Origin of the sequence: Pseudoxanthomonas suwonensis, from assembly GCF_000972865.1 — a bacterium.
Classification (GTDB): domain Bacteria; phylum Pseudomonadota; class Gammaproteobacteria; order Xanthomonadales; family Xanthomonadaceae; genus Pseudoxanthomonas; species Pseudoxanthomonas suwonensis_B.
Genome location: NZ_CP011144.1, coordinates 3,693,209 through 3,710,631, shown reverse-complemented (window position 1 = coordinate 3,710,631; position 17,423 = coordinate 3,693,209). Strand labels below are relative to the sequence as shown.

The following is a 17,423-nucleotide window of genomic DNA, read 5'->3' as shown; positions in this document are numbered from 1 at the left end:
TCGTCTGGATGCGCGCGTGGAACAGGCGGTGCCCGCACGCGGGTCCGGCGAGGCTACCACTGGAGTGTTACCGCTACCACTCGCCCGCGGACTCCCACCTCGGCATGGCCGTCCACAGGCGCGACAACGGTGGGTGGCGCGCAGCAGCAACACACAGGTCACCGCGCCTCCACATCCCACGGTCTTCAATGGCGCGAACGGATAGCGGACACGGGCACACCATGGGCATGCTGATCGACGGCAAGTGGGACAGCGACGCCGACACGCTGGTCGACAAGGACGGCCGCCTGCAACGCCCCGAATCGGCGTTCCGCCACTGGATCACCGCCGACGGCAGTCCCGGCCCGACCGGAGATGGCGGCTTCCGCGCCGAGCCGGACCGCTACCATCTCTACGTCGCCCGCGCCTGCCCGTGGGCGCACCGCACCACGATCTTCCGCGAGCTGAAGGGCCTGCAGGAAATCATCGGCCTGTCGGTCACCCACTGGCTGATGGCCGACGACGGCTGGACCTTCCGCGACGGCCCCGGTGTCGTCCCCCACCCGCTGTACGGCAGCGATGCCCTGTGGCAGCTCTACGCGAGATCCGATCCACGCTACAGCGGCCGCGCCGCCGTGCCGGTGCTGTGGGACCGGCGCACGCAGCGCATCGTCAGCAACGAGTCGGCCGACATCATCCGCATGTTCAACAACGCCTTCGACGCGGTGGGCGCGAGCGGGGGCGACTACTGCCCCGAGCCGTTGCGCGCGGAGATCGACGCGGTCAACCGGCGCGTCTACGACGGCCTCAACAACGGCGTGTACAAGGCCGGCTTCGCCCGCAGCCAGTCCGCCTACGACGAGGCGGTGACCGGCGTGTTCGAGACACTCGACTGGCTGGAGGACCGGCTGTCCGCCCGGTCGTGGCTGTGCGGCGACACCCTCACCGAGGCCGACTGGCGCCTGTTCACCACCCTGCTGCGCTTCGACCTGGTCTACCACGGCCACTTCAAGTGCAACCTGCGCCGGCTGGTGGACTATCCCGCTCTGTGGACCTATACGCGCCGCTTGTATGCGCATCCGGCGGTCGCACCCACGGTCGATTTCGACCATATCAAGCGCCACTACTATCAGAGCCACCGGCATATCAACCCGACCGGAATCGTGCCGAAGGGGCCGGACATTTACTTTGAGTAGGTATTGCTAGGCAAAGCCGGGGGCTTCAGAGGTGAACCCCGCCAGGGAGTCATCCAAATACAAACTCCGCCTGAAGGCGGCAGATACCCTTTCCCTTCTCCCTCCGGGACAAGGTGCCCTACGGGGTAGAAGGTGCCCGAAGGGCGGATGAGGGTAAGGCGAAGCGATGGAGGTCTGAGCCGTCGCAGCTTCACCGTACCCTCTCCCCAACCCCTCTCCCAGAGGGAGAGGGGCTTTTTAAAGCAGGCCACCGGCTTCTTCCTAGCGCCCGGCGGGCGACACCGCCAGGCCCGCCGCCTCGGCCGCGCGGGTCGCGCATTCGGCGTCGAACGCCGACGGTGCGCCGGACACGCCGACGCCGCCGATCCCGATACCGTCGCGGGTGAACAGCGGCACGCCGCCTTCGATCGTGGCGATCATCGGCGCGGTCGGCACGTTCCAGGAACCGGTCTCAAGCGTCGAGTTCAGGTAGACGGCGGCCGAGCGGCCCTTCCACTGGGCCACGGCGGCCGTGCCCGGCTTGGCCCGGTCCTTGGCGAAGCTCACCAGTTCCCCACTGTGGTCGAAGACCGCAACCGCGACGATATGCCCGGCCCGTTCGGCGTGGGCCAGGCAGTGGTTGCGGATGGCGTCGGCCGTGCGGAAGTCGAGGACGGGCCGCGGGGTCTGCGCCTGCGCTTCGATGCCCGCGAAGCCGGCCAGTGCAACTGCGAGCGCGGAAACGATCGTCTTCATCGGACTCTCCTCGTGGAAAACGGCATGGCTGGACTGGAACGGCGGGTCCGCTACTGCCGGCGCTCTTCCTGCGCCGTCAGCCGCAGGATCTGCGCCGGATCGTCGGTGACCAGGTAGATGGCGCCATCGGGACCGACCACCGGTTCGTAGGGCCGGCCCTGCGACCGGAACAGGATTTCCTCGTGCTGGACGCGGTCGCCGTCGAGGGTCAGCAGGCGCAGCTCGCGCGGCGCCAGCGCGGTGACCAGGAGCTTGCCGTCCCACAGCGGGAACTCGGTGCCGCGGTAGAACGTCAGCCCCGACACGCCAATCGAGGGCCGCCAGTAGTAGACCGGCTGCTTCACCCCGTCGGCGCGCGTATGCGGAGTCAGGATCGTGCCGTCGTAGTTGATGCCGTGGGAGACCACCGGCCAGCCGTAGTCGCCGCCGCGCTCGACGATGTTCAACTCGTCGCCGCCGCGCGGTCCGTGCTCGGTCGACCACGGGCGCCCGCTCGACGGTTCGATCGCCAGGCCCTGCGGGTTGCGGTGGCCGAAGCTGTAGATCGAGGCCAGCGCGCCGTCGCGACCGCGCAGCGGGTTGTCCGCCGGCACCGCGCCGTCCGGCAGCAGCCGATGCACCTTGCCGGTGGGCCGCCCCGGCTCGCGCGCCAACTCTTGCGCGCCGCGGTCGCCGACGGAGAAGTACAGCCGTCCCTGCGCGTCGAACGCCATGCGCCCGCCGTAGTGCCAGAACGGTTCGCCATAGGCGGACGGATCGGCTTCGAACACCACCTGCTGGTCGACCCAGGCGTTGTCACGGATGCGGCCGCGCACGACGCGGGTCATGGCCAGCGGATCGCCCTCCGGCCCGGTCCGGTCCAGGCGGTGGCTGTAGGACAGGTAGATCCAGCCGTTCTCCGCGTGGCGCGGATCGATCGCCACGTCCAGCAGGCCGCCCTGGTTCCAGCGGTGGGTATGGACGTATACCTCGGGCGTGCCGGCCACCGGCTGCGGCTGCAGCACGCCGTTGCGGACGATCCGTAGCCGGCCCGGACGCTCGCTGACCAGCGCCGTGTCCGCATCCACGAAGGCGATCGCCCAGACCGTCTGCAGCCCGTCGGCGAACACCTCGGCCCGCAGCGCGTAGTCCAGGGTGTCGACCACGCCGGGCACCGGGTCGAACACGCGCGGCGGCGCTTCGGCCTCGGCGTCGTCCGTCTCCGGGGCCTGCGCGCTTTCCCGCGCGGGCAGGAACGCGGCGACCGCGTCGATCTCCTCGGCCGAGAGGATGCCGCCGAACGCCGGCATGCCCTGCGAGTCGATGCCGTTGCGGATGATCCGGGACAGGTCGCGGCGGGTCCCGCCATAGCGGTAGGCCTGCGTGGACAAGGGCGGGCCCAGCCCCGTGCCCTGCCGCTCGGCACCGTGGCAAGCCGCGCAGTTGCGCTGGTACAGCGCCGCTCCCGACGGCTGCGCGACCGCCGGCGCCGCGGCGGCAATCGCCAGCAGCAATGCGGCCGTGCGGGCGGCGGTTCGGGTAATGAGACCGTGCATGGATTCCCTCCTGGCTGCGGAATGTCCGGGCGCGGTCGCGGACCGCACGCGACCAGCAGAAGACCGAAGGTCGTCCGGCTGAATGGAGGGAAGCTATGGTTCTGCTATAGATTTCCTGCGCACGCCACCGGCGGCGCCTGAATGCGCATTGCGGGCGGAAGGACGGATGAGCGAACACACGGCCATCGGCAAGATCGACGACGCGTCCGAGGCCAGGGCGGGCGGCGGCAACGCCGGCTTCACCGCCGGCGAGGCGCTGGTCCAGCCCGCGCTGAACCGGATCTCGATCCGCGGCCGCGTCGCCCAGGTCGAGCCGAAGGTGATGCAGGTGCTGGTGCTGATGGCGCAGCGGCCGGGCGCGGTGATTTCCCGGAAGACCTTCCTCGACACGGTCTGGGCCGGCACCGTTGCCGACGACTACCTGCTCAACCGCGCCGTGTCGGAGCTGCGCAAGATCTTCGACGACGACCCGCAGGCACCGCGCTACATCGAGACCATCCGCAAGAGCGGCTACCGGCTGGTCGCGCCGATCGCGCCGGCCCGGGTGGCCGCGGCTGTCGCCACGCCGACCGCCGACGCGGCGGCCACGGATCCGGCGCCGGACGCATCATCCACTGCACCGTCGCCCTCACCTCCCGCCACCGGGTTCCTGCGCAGCGCGCCGGCCAGGCAGGGGCTGGCCCTGGCCTGTGTGGCGGTCGTCGCGGCCGGCGTGGTGCTGCTGGCCTGGCGCCCGTTCGGCGGCGCCTCCGGCGGCGTCGAGGCCTACGAGGTCCGCCCGCTCACCAGCCTGGTCGGCCGCGAGCTGGAGCCGTCGCTGTCGCCGGACGGAAGCCGGGTCGCCTTCATCTGGGATGGCGGCGATGGCGGCCCATTCGACGTCTTCGTGAAGACGATCGGCAGCGAGGACCTGCTCAACCTCACCGACAGTCCCGCCGGCGAGCGCCATCCGCTCTGGTTCCCGGACGGGCGCGCCCTGCTGTTCGCACGTACCGAGGGCGACGGCACTTCGTTCATGCGCGTATCGGCGCTGGGCGGCGGCGCGACCCGCGTGCACGCCGACCCGGCCGCGACCGACGTCCGTGGCCTGGGCCTGTCGCCCGACGGTACGCGGATCACCTACGCCGCACGCGCGGACGCCACCGCCCCGTATCGCATCGTGCTGGCCAGCCTCGACGGCGGCGAGCAGCGGATCGTCACCGACCCGCCGCCGGGCACGCTCGGCGACACCGACCCGCGTTTCGCCCGTGACGGCCGCTCGCTGGTATTCGTGCGCGGCGTCAACGAGGTCACCAAGGACCTGTACCGGACCGGCCTGGATGGCGGCGAGGCCACCCGGTTGACCTTCGACAACCGCAAGATCAACGGCCTGGCCTGGTCGCCCGACGGCACCCGGCTGCTGTTCACCTCGACCCGCGCGGGCATGTACGCGCTGTGGTCCGCCGACCCGGACGGCGGCGACCTGCAGCCGCTGTCGCTGGGCAACGAGGACGTGCACCAGCCGGCGACCGCGGCCGGCGTGGACGCGATCGCCTTCGAACAGTGGATGCACCGCTCGCGGCTGCGGCAGGTCGACCTGGCCGCGCCGGCCGGCGATGCCGGCAGGACGCTGCAGTCCACCCGCTGGGATTCCAATCCGGCGTGGTCGCCCGACGGCGAGCGGATCGCCTTCACCTCCAACCGCGGCGGCCCGCACGGCATCTGGGTCAGCCGGCACGACGGGCGCGGCGCGGTGCAGATCGCTGCTTTCGGCGGCGCCTTCGTCGACAACCCGGCGTGGTCGCCCGACGACCGCCTGATCGCCTTCGACGGCAGCCCGGACGGCAGCACCGCGATCTACGCCGTCTCGCCCGAAGGCGGGACGCCGCGGCGGATCGTCGAAGGCCCGGGCGACAGCCGCAATCCGTCCTGGTCGCGCGGCGGCGCCTGGCTCTATTTCGAATCCAACCGCAGCGGTCAGTGGCGGATATACGCCCAGCCCGCTGCCGGCGGCGAGCCGGTCGCGATCACCGCCGGATCCGGCATCAATCCGCGCGAATCGGCCGACGGCCGGCACCTGCTCTACAACAAGCCGGACGCGGCCGGCCTGTGGCAGCGGCCGCGACAGGACTGGCGCGCCGCCGTCGCGACGCCGGAGGCGCTGCTGATCGCGGAGCTGCAGCCGCAGGACGGCGGCAACTGGGCACCCGCGGACGCCGGCGTCTACTTCGTGCGGCGCCCGTCCGACGGCGCGCCGCAGCTGTCGCTGTTCGACCCGGCGAGCGCGTCCACAACCGACATCGTCGCCCTGTCGCCCGCGTTCGAGGGCTGGGGCCTGGACCTGTCGCCCGACCAGACCCGGCTGATGTTCTCGGAACTGATGGCCCGCGAGAGCGACCTGCGGCTGGCGGTGCCGCGGTAGGCGACCAGGAACGCCCGGATGACGCCTGCCTGTCATCGGCCGGCCGCATGCCGCCCCTCCTGCCGGCGCTGCCACCACCATGCCCCGATCCCCAATGCGGTCACGCCCGCCAGCAGTACCATCGTCGGCGCCGGACCTTGCGGCTCGAACAGCGGCGTCGGTGCGTTGCCCAATGCGTGCGCGCCGACGGCGACGAACAGGTTGCGCGTGGCCGCATACAGCAACGCGAACACCACGCCGACCACGAACAGCATCAGCACCATGCCGACAATCGCCTCGCTCCCGGCGCCGGCCTGCAGCTGCAGCGGCACATGCAGCAACCCGAACAGCAGCTGCGAGGCGACCAGGCCGATCCATGGCGCATGGCGCCCGGCGCCGCCGTCGGCCAGCCGCCGGGCCAGCTGCGGCCACAGGTAGCCGCGGAACACCGTTTCCTCCATCAGCGCCGTCCCCAGCAACTGCGCCAGCAACGGTCCCAGGGCCACGCCGAGGCCGGTGCTCCAGGCGGCCGCCGGTTGCAGGGTCGTCCCGGACGACCACGCAGCCGCCACGCTCGCCAGCTGCATCGCCGCCCACAGGCCCACGGTGGCCAGCAACGCCGGCCCCAGCGCGCGCCGCCGCCAACCGACGTCGCCCGGGCGTTGCCGGCCCGGGCCGAAGATCACCAGCAGCTGAAGGCCGCCCAGCAGCACCGAGGCCATCAATGTGACCGACACCCAGCCACCGCTGGCCAGCTGCCACTGCCTCAGCCACGCCAGCGGGAACGCCGGCGAGGCGAACCACAGCGTCGACGCCACCACGACGACAAGCAGCAGGCCGAGTGCCCGGCCGGGCGAACGGCGCGCGGCGATCGCGATGACGCTCTCCCGTTGGATGGGGTGGACGCAGGGCACGAGCCGACTCGGCATGGATGACGAAGGCTCGCGGACATTACTGCAGCAGGTGTCCGGCATCCCCTGCCAGAAGCTGGGAGCATGAACCGCCTAGTCGTTCGCGGGGAAACGGCTTTACCAGCGGGCTGCCGGTGAACCGTCCCGCCGGGTCTGCACTACCTTGCGGACCATCGTCCGCCTGTAGGAGCCGACTTCAGTCGGCGACACGGGCGTCAGGACCACGATGGCGTCGCCTGCGCCAACGGCATCGGGTCGCCGGATGAATCCGGCTCCTGCAACGGCAGGAGCCCGATGATCCAAGCCGCAGCGTTGGCGCTTGCCAAGCCCGGCAGGGAGTGTGCCTTTCGTCTGCAGATCCAGTGACTTCTGGAACTTGTCCCGGACCTCCCGCAGCCACACGCTGGTGGACGGGTGCCAGGGAGAACGCGTCATGGTCACGAAGCTGCTCGGCCTGCTCACCGTGGTGGCCATGGCCTCCGTGCTGTGGTTCTGGCCGAGGGAGCCCGCGCTGGACCCGGAAGCGGCCTGCCATGTCGGCACCTGGCGCCTGGATGACGGACGCACCGTGGACCTGTCGCCGTTGAGCGACGGGCGTTCGCTGCGCTGGCGGTTGCTCGATGGCCGCAGCGGGCGCCTGCGTCCGGAGCCGGTGGGCCAGTGGCGCAACCTGCAGGGCTGGACCAACCGCCCCGCACCGGAGCAGGTCGCGCTCGGCGACTGCCAGGCACCCGCGCTCCGGCTTGAGGGACATGCCGCGCAGCGGCTGGCGTTCGAGGTGAGCGAAACCCGCTTCCCGGCCCGTGGCGCGCAGCTGGCCGGCCGGCTGGTGCTGCCACCCGGCGATGCGCCGGTACCGATCGCGGTGCTCGTGCACGGCTCCGAGGACCGGTCGGCGCGTCGCTACGACGCGATGCAGCGCCTGCTGCCGGCACAGGGCGTGGGCGTGTTCGTCTACGACAAGCGCGGCACCGGCGCCAGCACCGGCAAGTACACCCAGGATTTCGACCTGCTCGCCGACGATGCGGTGGCCGCGCTGCAGCAGGCGCGGCGGCTGGCTGGGGCGCGCGCCTCGCGCGTCGGGTTCAGCGGCGGCAGCCAGGCCGGCTGGATCGCACCGCTGGCCGCCACGCGCAGCGACGCGGATTTCGTCGCAGTGGCCTACGGCCTGGCCGACAGCCCGCTGGCCGAGGACCGCGACCAGGTCATGCTCGACCTGCAGGCCGCCGGCCATGGCCCCGAGGTGCTCGGCAAGGCGCGCGAAGTGACCGACGCCACCGGCGCGATCATGGCCTCCGGCTTCCGCGACGGTTATGACCGCCTGGAAGCGGTGCGCGCGAAGTACGGCCACGAGCCGTGGTGGAAGGACCTGCGCGGCGAGTTCACCGGCGACCTGCTGCGCCATCACCGTTTCGCGCTGCGCCTGGCCGGCCCGCTGTTCGACCAGGGCACGAGCTGGGAGTACGACCCGATGCCGACCCTGCGCGCGCAACGCGCGCCACTGCTGTGGATCCTCGCCGGCGCCGACCGCGAGGCGCCGCCCGAGGAGACGCGCCGGCGCCTGCTGGCCGTCGCAAGCGAAACCGGCCGCCTCACCGTGGTCGAGTTCCCGGACACCGACCACGGCGTGCTCGAGTTCGAGACGGGACCCGACGGTGCACGGACACCGACGCGCGTGGCCGCAGGCTACTACGCGCTGCTGGCCGACTGGATCCGCGACGACCGCCTGGGCGAAGGCGACTACGGCCGCGCAGTCGTGCTGGCACGCACGGTTGGCCAGGCGCGGTAGCCGTCGGCCTGACGGACATCCAGGGAATTCCCAAACGCGAGCCGGATCTGGCCGCGGCCTGCGTCACCGTGTGCCCCGTACTCACCCTCCCGGCGGAGTGCCGCATCGCACCGGACACGCGCCCCTCCCTGGTCGAGGCGCTGTCGATCCTCCCGATGCCGGCGACCCCGGCCGTGCGCCAGTGGCGCCTGCGTCCGCCGCGCCGGGGTACATGTGGAACAGTTCCCGGACTGACCTGCGGCGGCTGTCGCCGTTCGGCCGCGGCTGGCATACAGTGGCCGCCGAGGTACGGATGGTTCACGTTCCCCGCCGACAGACAGACCGGGAGTATCGAGATGAAATCCATGCTGCTCGCTGTTTCGATCCTGTTGCTGGCCTGCGCCTGTCGCGCGCAGGCACCCGCGGACGCCGCGCCCGCGGCGGGGCCCGCCGCGGAAGCCGCGCCCGCCGGTGTTCCTGCCGACGCGGTGGCCGCGCCCGCGGACACCGCGACGCCGCCTGCCACGACACCTGCCCAGGCCGAGGCGACCGCACCGGCGGCTGCCGCCAATCCCGCTGCAGAAGCGGCCACCGACGCCGCGGGCGAGCAGGCCGTCAACCACGCCATCGACGCCACCCTGGGCGACCATACCCGCTACAAGCCGGTCATCCAGGCGTTGCAGTCGGCGGTGGCCGCCGGGGACGCGGCACAGGTGGCCGCCCTCGCCCGCTATCCGTTCAACGTCACCATCAACGGCCGGCCGACGGTGTTGCACGACGAGAAAGCCTTCATCGCCCGGTACCCGGAGTTCATGACCCCGGAGATCCGCGACGCCATCGTCGGGACGAAGTACGGCGACCTGTTCGTCAACTACCAGGGCGTGATGTTCGGCCGCGGCCAGGCCTGGATCAACGGACTCTGCCACGACGACAAGTGCAAGGAGTTCGAGGTGAAACTGGTGACCCTGCAGCCCTTCTCCGGCTGATTCCCCGGCACCGCGCGGCGCTGCCGCGCACGGCCACGGCGCGGACGTACGGACGACGGCGGGCATCCGCCGCCCCCAGAGGAACGACGCATGGTGCGATTGGCGATGCTGCTGGTGGGTGCCGACGCCTTCAGGCGGCGCTGGTGGCTGCTGTGGCTGGCCGGCGTGCTGTGGATCGGCCTGGGCGCATGGCTGGCGATCGACGCCTCCGACGGCGTGCTGTTCTATGCGGTGGAACTGCTGGGCCTGGTGCTGGTCCTGCAGGGCCTGGGCGCGCTGTTCGCCGCCGGACGCAAGCCGCCATCGGTGCGGCCGCTGCTGTACCTGCGGGCCACGGCCCTGGTCGTGCTCGGCCTGCTGGTGGCGATGCCGTTGCGGGTGGACCACGGCATCCCCGACCGGCTGCTGTTCGGCTCCGCCTTCCTGATCGATGGCGCCATCCGCACCGCCTCGGCCTGGGTGGTCCGGTTCCGCCACTGGCACGTCGCGCTGGCGGCCGGCGTGGCGGAGATGCTGGTGGCGATCGCGGTGGCGACCAACTGGCCGCTGCACCACCACTACACGGTGCCGATGGCCTTCGGCATGATCCTGGCCGTGTCGGGCTGGAGCGCGATCCTGCTGGCACTGCAGATCCGCCGCCTGCCGCCCGGCACCTCGATCACTTCGCTGCCACTCTTCTCCGCGCGCAGCTGGTACCGCGCCACCGCCGCGCCGGTCGTGCTGCACACCCGTCCCGAAACCCACGCCGAGCCGATGATCCTGCACGTGTGGACGCCGGTGGGATCGGCGGACCATCCGCAGCGCCGGCTGCTGGTGGACCGCTACATTGCCGCGGTCGACGCCAAGGGCGTGATCTCCACCGGGCACTCGTCGCTGGAACGCCTGCCGGACCTGTACATCAGCCACTACCCGGCCGTTGAGATCGACCATTCCCCCGACGACTTCACCCACCTGCTGCGGGCCGGCCCGGAGAACGACGTGCCCGGGCGCTGGCAGCCCGGCTACGCGTTCGAGGTCTCGCAATGGTGCGAAGCCGACCAGCACGTGCGCTTCCACTACTACAACGCCGGCGCGCTTGAGCAGTTCTGGGCCAACTACCGCGTCGACGCCACCTACAACCTCACCAGCCGCAGCTGCTCCACGGTGACCGCGCTGGCGATCGAATCGGCGCTGGAAGGCACCCGCACTTCCCGGTGGCCGCTGCTGACCTTCCTGCGCCTGCTGTGCGACCCCAACGTCTGGACCGCGGCGCTGCTGCGCCGGCGCGGCGCCACCATGGCCTGGACCCCGGGCCTGGTGCTGGACTACGCGCGGCTGCTGCGGGTGATCGTGGGCCATCGCCACCGCACCGGCGCCGAAAGCGGCGCCGCCCCGGCGGCCGGCGCGGAAACGGCCTGATGTCCACCGCCGCGCGCGGCCCCCTCGCCGGCCTGCTCCCGGTCCACGCCGCCGCCGCGGTGTTCGGCCTGGCCTATGGCCTGAGCGCGCCGCTGATCTCGCTGGCGCTGCACGCGCAAGGCGTCACCGAATCGGTGATCGGCGCCAACGCGGCGATGTATGCCCTGGGCGTGCTTGCGGTGGCGCCGCACCTGCCCCGCGGCATCGTCCGCTGGGGCAGCTGGCCGCTGCTGGCGGCGGGGCTGGCGCTGGTCGCCCTGGTGCTGCCGGCGTTCTGGCTGCTGCCGTGGATCGGCGCCTGGTTCGTGCTGCGCTTCCTGCTCGGCGCGGCCTCGGAAACGGTGATGGTGCTGACCGAGACCTGGGTGAGCGCCGGCAGCGGCGACGCGCACCGCTCCACCCACATCGCCATCTACACCGCCAGCCTGTCGGCCGGGTTCGCGATCGGCCCGGCGATCCTCAGCGTGGTCGGCACGCACGGCTGGATGGCCTACGCGGTCGGCGGCCTGCTGCCGCTGGTCGCCCTGGCCGTGCTCTCGATCGGGCGCGCCCGGCCGCCCGTCGTGCCGGCCGAAACCGGGCACCGCGGGCTGCTGGCGCTGGCCGCGTCCGCGCCATTGGCGATGGCCGGCGCGGCGCTCAACGCCGCGCTGGAGGCCGCCGGCCTGTCGCTGCTGCCGGTCTACGCGGTGCAGCAGGGCTGGCCCGCCACATCGGCCACCCTGCTGATCTCCACCCTGATGCTCGGCGCGATCGTGCTGCAGCTGCCCGTCGGCTGGCTCGGCGACCGGCTTCCGCGCCGGCCGCTGATCGTCTCGCTGGCCGTGCTGTCGACCCTGGGCGCCTGCCTGTGGCCCTGGGCGATGGCCACGCCCTGGCTGGCCTACTCCCTGCTGTTCGCCTGGGGCGGCGTCTTCGTCGGCATCTATACCCTGATCGTCACCGAGGTCGGCGCGCGCTACCAGGGCCCCGAACTGGTCGCGGTCTACGGCGCGATGTCCATCGCCTGGGGCGTGGGCGCGCTGCTGGGCCCGCTCGGCGCCGGCCTGGCGCTGGAAGTGTCGCCGCACGGACTGCCATGGTTCGCTGCCATCTGCTGCGGCCTGTTCGCGCTGGGGGTGGCGGTTGCGGGAAAGCAGGACGAAGGACGCTGAGGCCGAACGCGAACGCCGCCGATCGCAATACCGCCGCGGCGTCGCGTGCGCCCGCGTTCAAGTCGCCGGCGTGCTCTTCACCATCGCGATCCAGTCGTCCACCGCCGCCTCCAGCACCGCCAGCGGCACGGCACCGTTGCCCAGCAGCAGGTCGTGGAAGGCGCGGATGTCGAAGTGCTCTCCGAGCTGCGCGCGGGCGCGCTCGCGCAACTCCACGAACTTCAGGTGGCCGACCTTGTACGAGCTGGCTTGCCCCGGCTGCACCAGGTAGCGGTAGACCTCGGTGCGCACCTCGGCCGGATCCATCCCGGTCTGCGCGTGCATGTAGGCGATCGCCTGCTCCGGGGTCCAGCGCTTGCGGTGCAGGCCGGTGTCCACCACCAGCCGCACCGACCGGAACAGCTCGGCGCGCAGGCGACCGATGTCGCCCCAGGGGTCGTCGCGGTACAGGCCCATCTCCGCGACCAGCTGTTCGGCGTAGAGCGCCCAGCCCTCGGTGAAGGCGCTGGGGTTGAGGCTGCGGCGCATCAGCGGCAGGTCGGTCAGGGTCTGGCCGATGGCGATCTGGAAGTGGTGCCCCGGCGAGCCTTCGTGGTAGGTCAGGGTCGGCAGGCTCCAGCGCGTGTTCGCCTTCGGATTGCCGAGGTTGATGAAGTACAGGCCCGGGCGCGAGCCGTCCATCGCCGGCCCCAGGTAGTAGGCGCCCGGTGCGGTCGCCTGCGCCTCGACCGCCACCGTGCGCACTTCCAGCGGCGCCGGCACGCGGCTGAAGTATTCGGGCAGGTGCGGTTCGAGCCGGGCCAGGATCGCGTGGATGTCGGCGACCAGTTCGGCGCGGCCGGCCTCGGAGTCGGCGTACAGGAAGCGCGGATCGTGGGTCAGCGCGGCCATGCGCTCGCCGACCGTGCCCTTGGCCATGCCCTGCGCGCGCAGCAGGCGGTCCATCTCGTTCTGGATGCGCGCGACCTCGGACAGGCCCAGGCGATGGATCTGGTCGGCATCCAGGTCGGTGCTGGTGTTCCAGCGCAGCGCGGCGTCGTAGTACGCATCGCCGCCGGGCAACGACCACATTCCCTGGTCTCCCGGCCGGGTGGCGATGGCCGCGTCCAGCCGCGCCAGCAGGCGCGCATAACCGGGGTTGGTGTCGGTCTCCACTGCCGCCACCGCCTGCGCCACCAGCTCCTGCCGCCGCTGCGCCGGCAGCGAGGTGTTCTCGAGCTTGCGCTGCAGCGCGAGCACGAAGCGGCTCTGCGCCGCCGGCGGCGCGATGAGGGCGCGGATCTGCGCGGCGGCGCCTTCAAGCGCCACCTGCGGCGGCAGCACGCCCTGCCCGGCCTGCAGGTCGAAGTTGTCGCGCACCTGGTCGAGCTTGGCGCCGATGGCATGCAGCCGCGAAACATAGGCCAGCGCACTGTCCTCGTCGCGCACCACGTGCTGGTTCTCCATGAACTGCGGCAGCGACACCGGGATGCTGAACAGCTGGTCGACCGCATAGACGGTCGCGCCGGCCGGCAGCCAGGCCGGCGCCCAGTCCGGGGCCATCATCTCGATCTGGCGCTGGTACAGCCAGCGCATCAGGCCCAGGCTCCAGCGGTCCTGGCCGACGATCTCGTGGGCGGCGGCGTAGCCTTCCAGTTCGGCGAGGTTGTCGCGCATGGTCGCGCGCAGCACCTCGCGGCGCGGCAGCGAAACGTCGGTCAGCTGCCCGGACAGGTCGATGCCATCGCCGGACATGCCCAGCAGCGTGCGCACCTCCGGATCGGTGCCGATCGCGCGCATGGTCTGCGCGTCGACCAGCGCGCCCAGCGCGTGCGGGGCCTGCGCGTCCTCCAGCGGCGGCGATGCGGCGGATGCGGGCATCGGCGCAGCGATGCCGCAGGCGGACAGGCAGGCCAGGAACAAGACGGCGTGGCGACGCATGGGACTCCTTGACGCGGTGGCCGGGGAAAGCCGCCAAGGATCGCATGCGCAGGACAACCGGAACCGGGATCGAAGCGCGCTTTTCCGGAAGTGAGCGTTCCGCCGCCCCTTCAGCCCTGGAACACGGGTTCCAGCAGGCGGAAAGTGCCCGCGTCGGCATCCATCTCCACCCGGCCGCCCACCGGCACGATGAACTGCTGGCGGATGTGGCCGATCATCGCGCCGCGGTAGGCGGGGATTTTCAGCGGCGTGATGTGGTCGTCGAGGATCTGCTGCAGGTTCAGCGAGCCGTAGCCGCCGCCAGGATTGCAGTCGGTGCATTCGCCGAAGATCAGGCCGGCGATCCGGTCCAGCGCGCCCATCAGCTTGAGCGTGCTGAACATCCGGTCGATGCGGTACGGCGCTTCCGACACGTCCTCCAGGAACAGGATCTTGCCGGTGAAATCCGGCAGGTAGCGCGAGCCGGCCAGCGCAGTCAGCACGGTGAGGTTGCCGCCGACCAGTTCGCCGCGGGCCTTGCCGCCGGTGAGGGTGACGGTGCGGTTCCTGCGCGGCACCAGCTCGTCGCCGGCCTCGGCCACGTTCCGGTACTCCACCAGCTCGCGCTCGAAGAACACGCGCCGGAACTGGTCGACGTTGAAGCTGTTCCAGCTGCCCGAGCCGATCGGCCCGTGGAAGCTGACCAGCCCGGCCTGCGTCAGCAGCGCGTTGTGCAGGGCGGTGATGTCCGAATAGCCCAGCAGCACCTTGGGGTGGCGGCGGATCAGCGCGTAGTCGAGCAGCGGCAGCAGCCGCGCGGCACCGGAGCCGCCGCGGGCGCAGACGATGGCCCTGACCTCCCGGTCGGCGAACATGGCGTTGAGGTCGCCGGCACGCTCGGCGTCGCTGCCGGCCAGGTGGCCCCAGCGCGAGCCCAGGTGCGGGCCGAGCTTCACCTTGAAGCCCAGCGCCTCCATGGCCTCCCGCGCCAGCTGCAGGTCGAACGGATCGTCGGTGGCCGCCGACGGGCTGACCAGGGCGATGGTGTCGCCCGGGTTGAGCGGCACTGGCAACAAGCGCCGGTGCGGGGCCGCCAGTACCTCGCCGCCGCGGACCAGCGGCAGCACCAAGGCCGCAAGTGCCGCGCTTCCGATGAAGTGTCGCCTTTGCATGGTGCGTCAGTCCGACGATCGGCAGGCCGGTGCCAGAGTAACAACCGGCCTCTCCTTCCCACAATTCGGGGGGACGCCGGATTCCGGCCCCCGACTTCCTGGCAGGCAAGTGAACCCACCCCCCGTCGTCAGCTGCCTGTTTTGCCCTTCTTCCGGCTTCGGTCCGTACACTGGGCATCCACACCAGAGAGATCGCCCATGGCCAAGCCCAATTATTCGTTCGAGAAGCGGCAGCGCGAACTTGCCAAGAAGAAGAAGCAGGACGAGAAGGACGCCAAGAAGCGCGCCGAACGCGAAGCCGCCAAGGCCGCCGCACTCCCCCCGCAGGAGTAACCGGGCCGGGTCCCAATGATGCCGTCCGGACGGATGCCGATGGGCGTCCGGCGCGGATCAAGGGAGTCCCTTTCCCCGCGCGGCTCACCGGTACGGCCCGGGCCCCTGCCACGCCAGCGCCCCGGTCTTCGCCTCCTGTCCGTTTTTTCCGGTCCCGCTGTCGATCCCGCTCCTTGGCGTTCGTCCTACTCTGGTCACACACCAAGACCCAGGAGAAGCAAGATGACGTCCAAGAACACGATCTGCCTGTGGTTCGACGGCACCGCACTTGATGCTGCGACGTTCTATGCCCGGACCTTTCCGGACAGCGCGGTGACGGCCGTGCACCACGCCCCGGGCGACTTTCCTTCCGGCAAGCAGGGCGACGTACTGACGGTTGAATTCACCGTGCTGGGCATTCCCTGCCTCGGCCTCAACGGCGGGTCGGCGTTCCGGCACAGCGAGGCCTTCTCGTTCCAGGTGGCCACCGACGACCAGGCCGAAACCGACCGCCTGTGGAACGCGATCGTCGGCAACGGCGGCCAGGAAAGCGCCTGCGGCTGGTGCAAGGACAAATGGGGCCTGTCGTGGCAGATCACTCCGCGCGTGCTGACCGAGGCCGTCACCGGTCCCGACCGCGCAGCCGCCAAGCGGGCGTTCGAGGCCATGATGACGATGCGGAAGATCGACGTCGCCGCGATCGAGGCGGCACGGCAGGGTTGATGCCGGCCCATGCAAGGAAGCGCGGCGGCACGGCTGTTGTAGGAGCCGGGTTCAGCCGGCGACACGACGCCCTCGGCACAGGCGACGCCCCCAGCATTCCGACGCCCGTGTCGCCGACTGAAGTCAGCTCCTACGAAAAAAGCGGAAAGCGGACGGCGCGCCGCCCGTGCCCGCCTCAGTCCGGCACCCCGGCGAACGGCTCAGGATGGTCCATATCCACCCCAGGATGCCCGCCATCGCCTCCTCGCTGCGGTCGGTGGAGAACTCGATCCACAGCGGCAGGTGGTCACTGATGCGGGGCGACACCTGGGTCTGGGCCAGCTCCTGGAACACGGCGCCGGCGAAGTCGATGGTCCCCGCAAGTCCGCTGGGCCGCAGCCCGAAGTCCTCGCCCTGGAACCAGGCGATCTGGTCGTAATGCTTGGCCCTCTTGCCGGTGGTGGTCCTGACCGCCTGCAGGGCCTCGGGCACCCACAGGCCGGTCTCGACGAAGGCATCGAACAGCGGGTTGCCTTGGCGCCTGTCGATGTTGAAGTCGCCCAGGACCAGCAGGTTCGGCTCCTCGCGGCTCTGGCCGGTGCGCGTGCGCTCGCGCAGTTCCCGCGCGGCGTAGTGGGCGAACTGCTGCAGTTCGGGGAGGCGGTTGGCCGGGAGGGCGCCGTAGCGGATGTGGACCGTGAGCAGGGTGAAGTGCTCCTGGCCCGCGCGGAATCCGGCAATGTAGGGCGTGCGGTCGAACTGCTCGGGCACTCCGGCAGGCGCAAGCGGCAGCACGATCTCGCCCGACAGCCCGGACAGCACCACCCGCCGCGTGTCGTACAGGTAGGCCAGCCGCTCGGAGTTGCCCTTGTCGCCGGCGGTCACGTCGGTGAGCAGCACCGCCCAGTGGGAACCGAGGAAATGCTCCATCAGGTAGCGCAGCGCGGAGGTATCGCGCTGGACCTCCTGCAGGGCGATCACGTCGAAGCCGCGGATGACCTCGGCGATGAGCGCCAGGCAGCGCAGATTGCGCTTGGGGCTGCCCGGGTTTTCCGTCCAGGCCGGATGGAAACCACCGAACTTCTGCAGGTTCCAGGTGCCGACGATGACGTTGGCATCGGTGCGCCGCGGCGGCAGGCCGGCCGCCTGGATGCGGCGGCGGAGGCGGATGATGTCCTGGACCACTTGGCTCGGGTATCGGGAGTAGTCCACGGACGCCTCCACATGTGCAGGCTCTGGAAACAACGGAGCCCGGGCCGGCGCCAGGTCAGTCAGCCCCTTGGATGCAGTGGAGTG

At 71.1% G+C, this 17,423-nt stretch carries 14 protein-coding genes; 8 read left to right on the top strand and 6 right to left on the bottom strand.

Features of this window, described 5'->3' with window-relative positions; genetic code table 11:
• Positions 1-221: 221 nt before the first annotated feature.
• Entirely contained in the window at positions 222-1,175 is a 954-nt protein-coding gene (locus WQ53_RS15315; protein WP_052633568.1) for a glutathione S-transferase family protein, read from the top strand.
• A gap of 261 nt (positions 1,176-1,436) precedes the next feature.
• Here WQ53_RS15315 and WQ53_RS15310 read toward each other — a convergent pair whose 3' ends face one another.
• Positions 1,437-1,910 (bottom strand): heme-binding protein, encoded by a 474-nt coding sequence (locus WQ53_RS15310; protein ID WP_052633567.1) that lies wholly within the window; start codon positions 1,908-1,910, stop codon positions 1,437-1,439.
• Positions 1,911-1,960: 50 nt separating this feature from the next.
• Positions 1,961-3,445: a PQQ-dependent sugar dehydrogenase gene (locus WQ53_RS15305; RefSeq protein WP_082113074.1), complete on the bottom strand. Its 1,485-nt coding sequence runs from the start codon at positions 3,443-3,445 to the stop codon at positions 1,961-1,963.
• Between the two features lie 166 nt (positions 3,446-3,611).
• Between WQ53_RS15305 and WQ53_RS15300 the strand changes: the two genes are divergently transcribed.
• Positions 3,612-5,846: a winged helix-turn-helix domain-containing protein gene (locus tag WQ53_RS15300; RefSeq protein ID WP_052633565.1), complete on the top strand. Its 2,235-nt coding sequence runs from the start codon at positions 3,612-3,614 to the stop codon at positions 5,844-5,846.
• Between the two features lie 32 nt (positions 5,847-5,878).
• Here the strand turns inward: WQ53_RS15300 and WQ53_RS15295 are convergent, their stop codons facing one another.
• Entirely contained in the window at positions 5,879-6,739 is an 861-nt protein-coding gene (locus tag WQ53_RS15295; protein WP_052633564.1) for a CPBP family intramembrane glutamic endopeptidase, read from the bottom strand.
• A 430-nt stretch (positions 6,740-7,169) separates the two neighbouring features.
• On the opposite strand from WQ53_RS15295, the gene WQ53_RS15290 reads away from it, so the two are divergent.
• The 4 genes from WQ53_RS15290 (at position 7,170) to WQ53_RS15275 (ending at position 12,042) form a co-directional block, all read left to right on the top strand.
• The gene (locus WQ53_RS15290) at positions 7,170-8,525 is read left to right on the top strand and encodes an alpha/beta hydrolase family protein (RefSeq protein WP_052633563.1); all 1,356 of its coding nucleotides are present in this window, start codon (positions 7,170-7,172) and stop codon (positions 8,523-8,525) included.
• A gap of 335 nt (positions 8,526-8,860) precedes the next feature.
• Complete coding sequence (locus WQ53_RS15285; protein ID WP_144409344.1) at positions 8,861-9,490, top strand: hypothetical protein; 630 nt, start codon at positions 8,861-8,863, stop codon at positions 9,488-9,490.
• A 90-nt stretch (positions 9,491-9,580) separates the two neighbouring features.
• A complete protein-coding gene (locus tag WQ53_RS15280; protein WP_052633561.1) occupies positions 9,581-10,888 on the top strand; it encodes an HdeD family acid-resistance protein in 1,308 nt (435 codons plus the stop codon).
• The gene (locus tag WQ53_RS15275; RefSeq protein ID WP_052633560.1) at positions 10,888-12,042 is read left to right on the top strand and encodes an MFS transporter; all 1,155 of its coding nucleotides are present in this window, start codon (positions 10,888-10,890) and stop codon (positions 12,040-12,042) included. Before WQ53_RS15280 ends, WQ53_RS15275 begins: the two co-directional genes overlap by 1 nt.
• Before the next feature lie 57 nt (positions 12,043-12,099).
• Here WQ53_RS15275 and WQ53_RS15270 read toward each other — a convergent pair whose 3' ends face one another.
• Entirely contained in the window at positions 12,100-13,962 is a 1,863-nt protein-coding gene (locus tag WQ53_RS15270; protein ID WP_052633559.1) for a DUF885 domain-containing protein, read from the bottom strand.
• A 110-nt stretch (positions 13,963-14,072) separates the two neighbouring features.
• On the bottom strand, positions 14,073-15,113 hold the full coding sequence (locus WQ53_RS15265) for a S66 peptidase family protein (protein WP_052633558.1): 1,041 nt from the start codon (positions 15,111-15,113) through the stop codon (positions 14,073-14,075).
• Between the two features lie 198 nt (positions 15,114-15,311).
• Here WQ53_RS15265 and WQ53_RS17335 point away from each other — a divergent pair, with 198 nt between their 5' ends.
• Both WQ53_RS17335 and WQ53_RS15260 read left to right on the top strand, forming a co-directional pair.
• Positions 15,312-15,446: a hypothetical protein gene (locus WQ53_RS17335; RefSeq protein WP_269078951.1), complete on the top strand. Its 135-nt coding sequence runs from the start codon at positions 15,312-15,314 to the stop codon at positions 15,444-15,446.
• A 222-nt stretch (positions 15,447-15,668) separates the two neighbouring features.
• Positions 15,669-16,148, top strand: coding sequence for a VOC family protein (locus WQ53_RS15260; RefSeq protein WP_052633557.1), 480 nt, complete (start codon positions 15,669-15,671; stop codon positions 16,146-16,148).
• Between the two features lie 123 nt (positions 16,149-16,271).
• On the opposite strand, the gene WQ53_RS15255 is transcribed toward WQ53_RS15260, so the two are convergent.
• On the bottom strand, positions 16,272-17,339 hold the full coding sequence (locus WQ53_RS15255; RefSeq protein WP_158497851.1) for an endonuclease/exonuclease/phosphatase family protein: 1,068 nt from the start codon (positions 17,337-17,339) through the stop codon (positions 16,272-16,274).
• Positions 17,340-17,423 lie beyond the last annotated feature (84 nt).

What these genes read in the sequence shown, in the direction of transcription:
- WQ53_RS15290 (WP_052633563.1), top strand. Translation starts at nt 7,170, where the DNA reads ATGGTCACGAAGCTGCTCGGCCTGCTCACCGTGGTGGCCATGGCCTCC.
- WQ53_RS15270 (WP_052633559.1), bottom strand. Translation starts at nt 13,962, where the DNA reads ATGCGTCGCCACGCCGTCTTGTTCCTGGCCTGCCTGTCCGCCTGCGGC.
- WQ53_RS15315 (WP_052633568.1), top strand. Translation starts at nt 222, where the DNA reads ATGGGCATGCTGATCGACGGCAAGTGGGACAGCGACGCCGACACGCTG.
- WQ53_RS15280 (WP_052633561.1), top strand. Translation starts at nt 9,581, where the DNA reads ATGGTGCGATTGGCGATGCTGCTGGTGGGTGCCGACGCCTTCAGGCGG.
- WQ53_RS15285 (WP_144409344.1), top strand. Translation starts at nt 8,861, where the DNA reads ATGAAATCCATGCTGCTCGCTGTTTCGATCCTGTTGCTGGCCTGCGCC.
- WQ53_RS15265 (WP_052633558.1), bottom strand. Translation starts at nt 15,113, where the DNA reads ATGCAAAGGCGACACTTCATCGGAAGCGCGGCACTTGCGGCCTTGGTG.
- WQ53_RS15305 (WP_082113074.1), bottom strand. Translation starts at nt 3,445, where the DNA reads ATGCACGGTCTCATTACCCGAACCGCCGCCCGCACGGCCGCATTGCTG.
- WQ53_RS17335 (WP_269078951.1), top strand. Translation starts at nt 15,312, where the DNA reads ATGGCCAAGCCCAATTATTCGTTCGAGAAGCGGCAGCGCGAACTTGCC.
- WQ53_RS15275 (WP_052633560.1), top strand. Translation starts at nt 10,888, where the DNA reads ATGTCCACCGCCGCGCGCGGCCCCCTCGCCGGCCTGCTCCCGGTCCAC.
- WQ53_RS15310 (WP_052633567.1), bottom strand. Translation starts at nt 1,910, where the DNA reads ATGAAGACGATCGTTTCCGCGCTCGCAGTTGCACTGGCCGGCTTCGCG.
- WQ53_RS15260 (WP_052633557.1), top strand. Translation starts at nt 15,669, where the DNA reads ATGACGTCCAAGAACACGATCTGCCTGTGGTTCGACGGCACCGCACTT.
- WQ53_RS15300 (WP_052633565.1), top strand. Translation starts at nt 3,612, where the DNA reads ATGAGCGAACACACGGCCATCGGCAAGATCGACGACGCGTCCGAGGCC.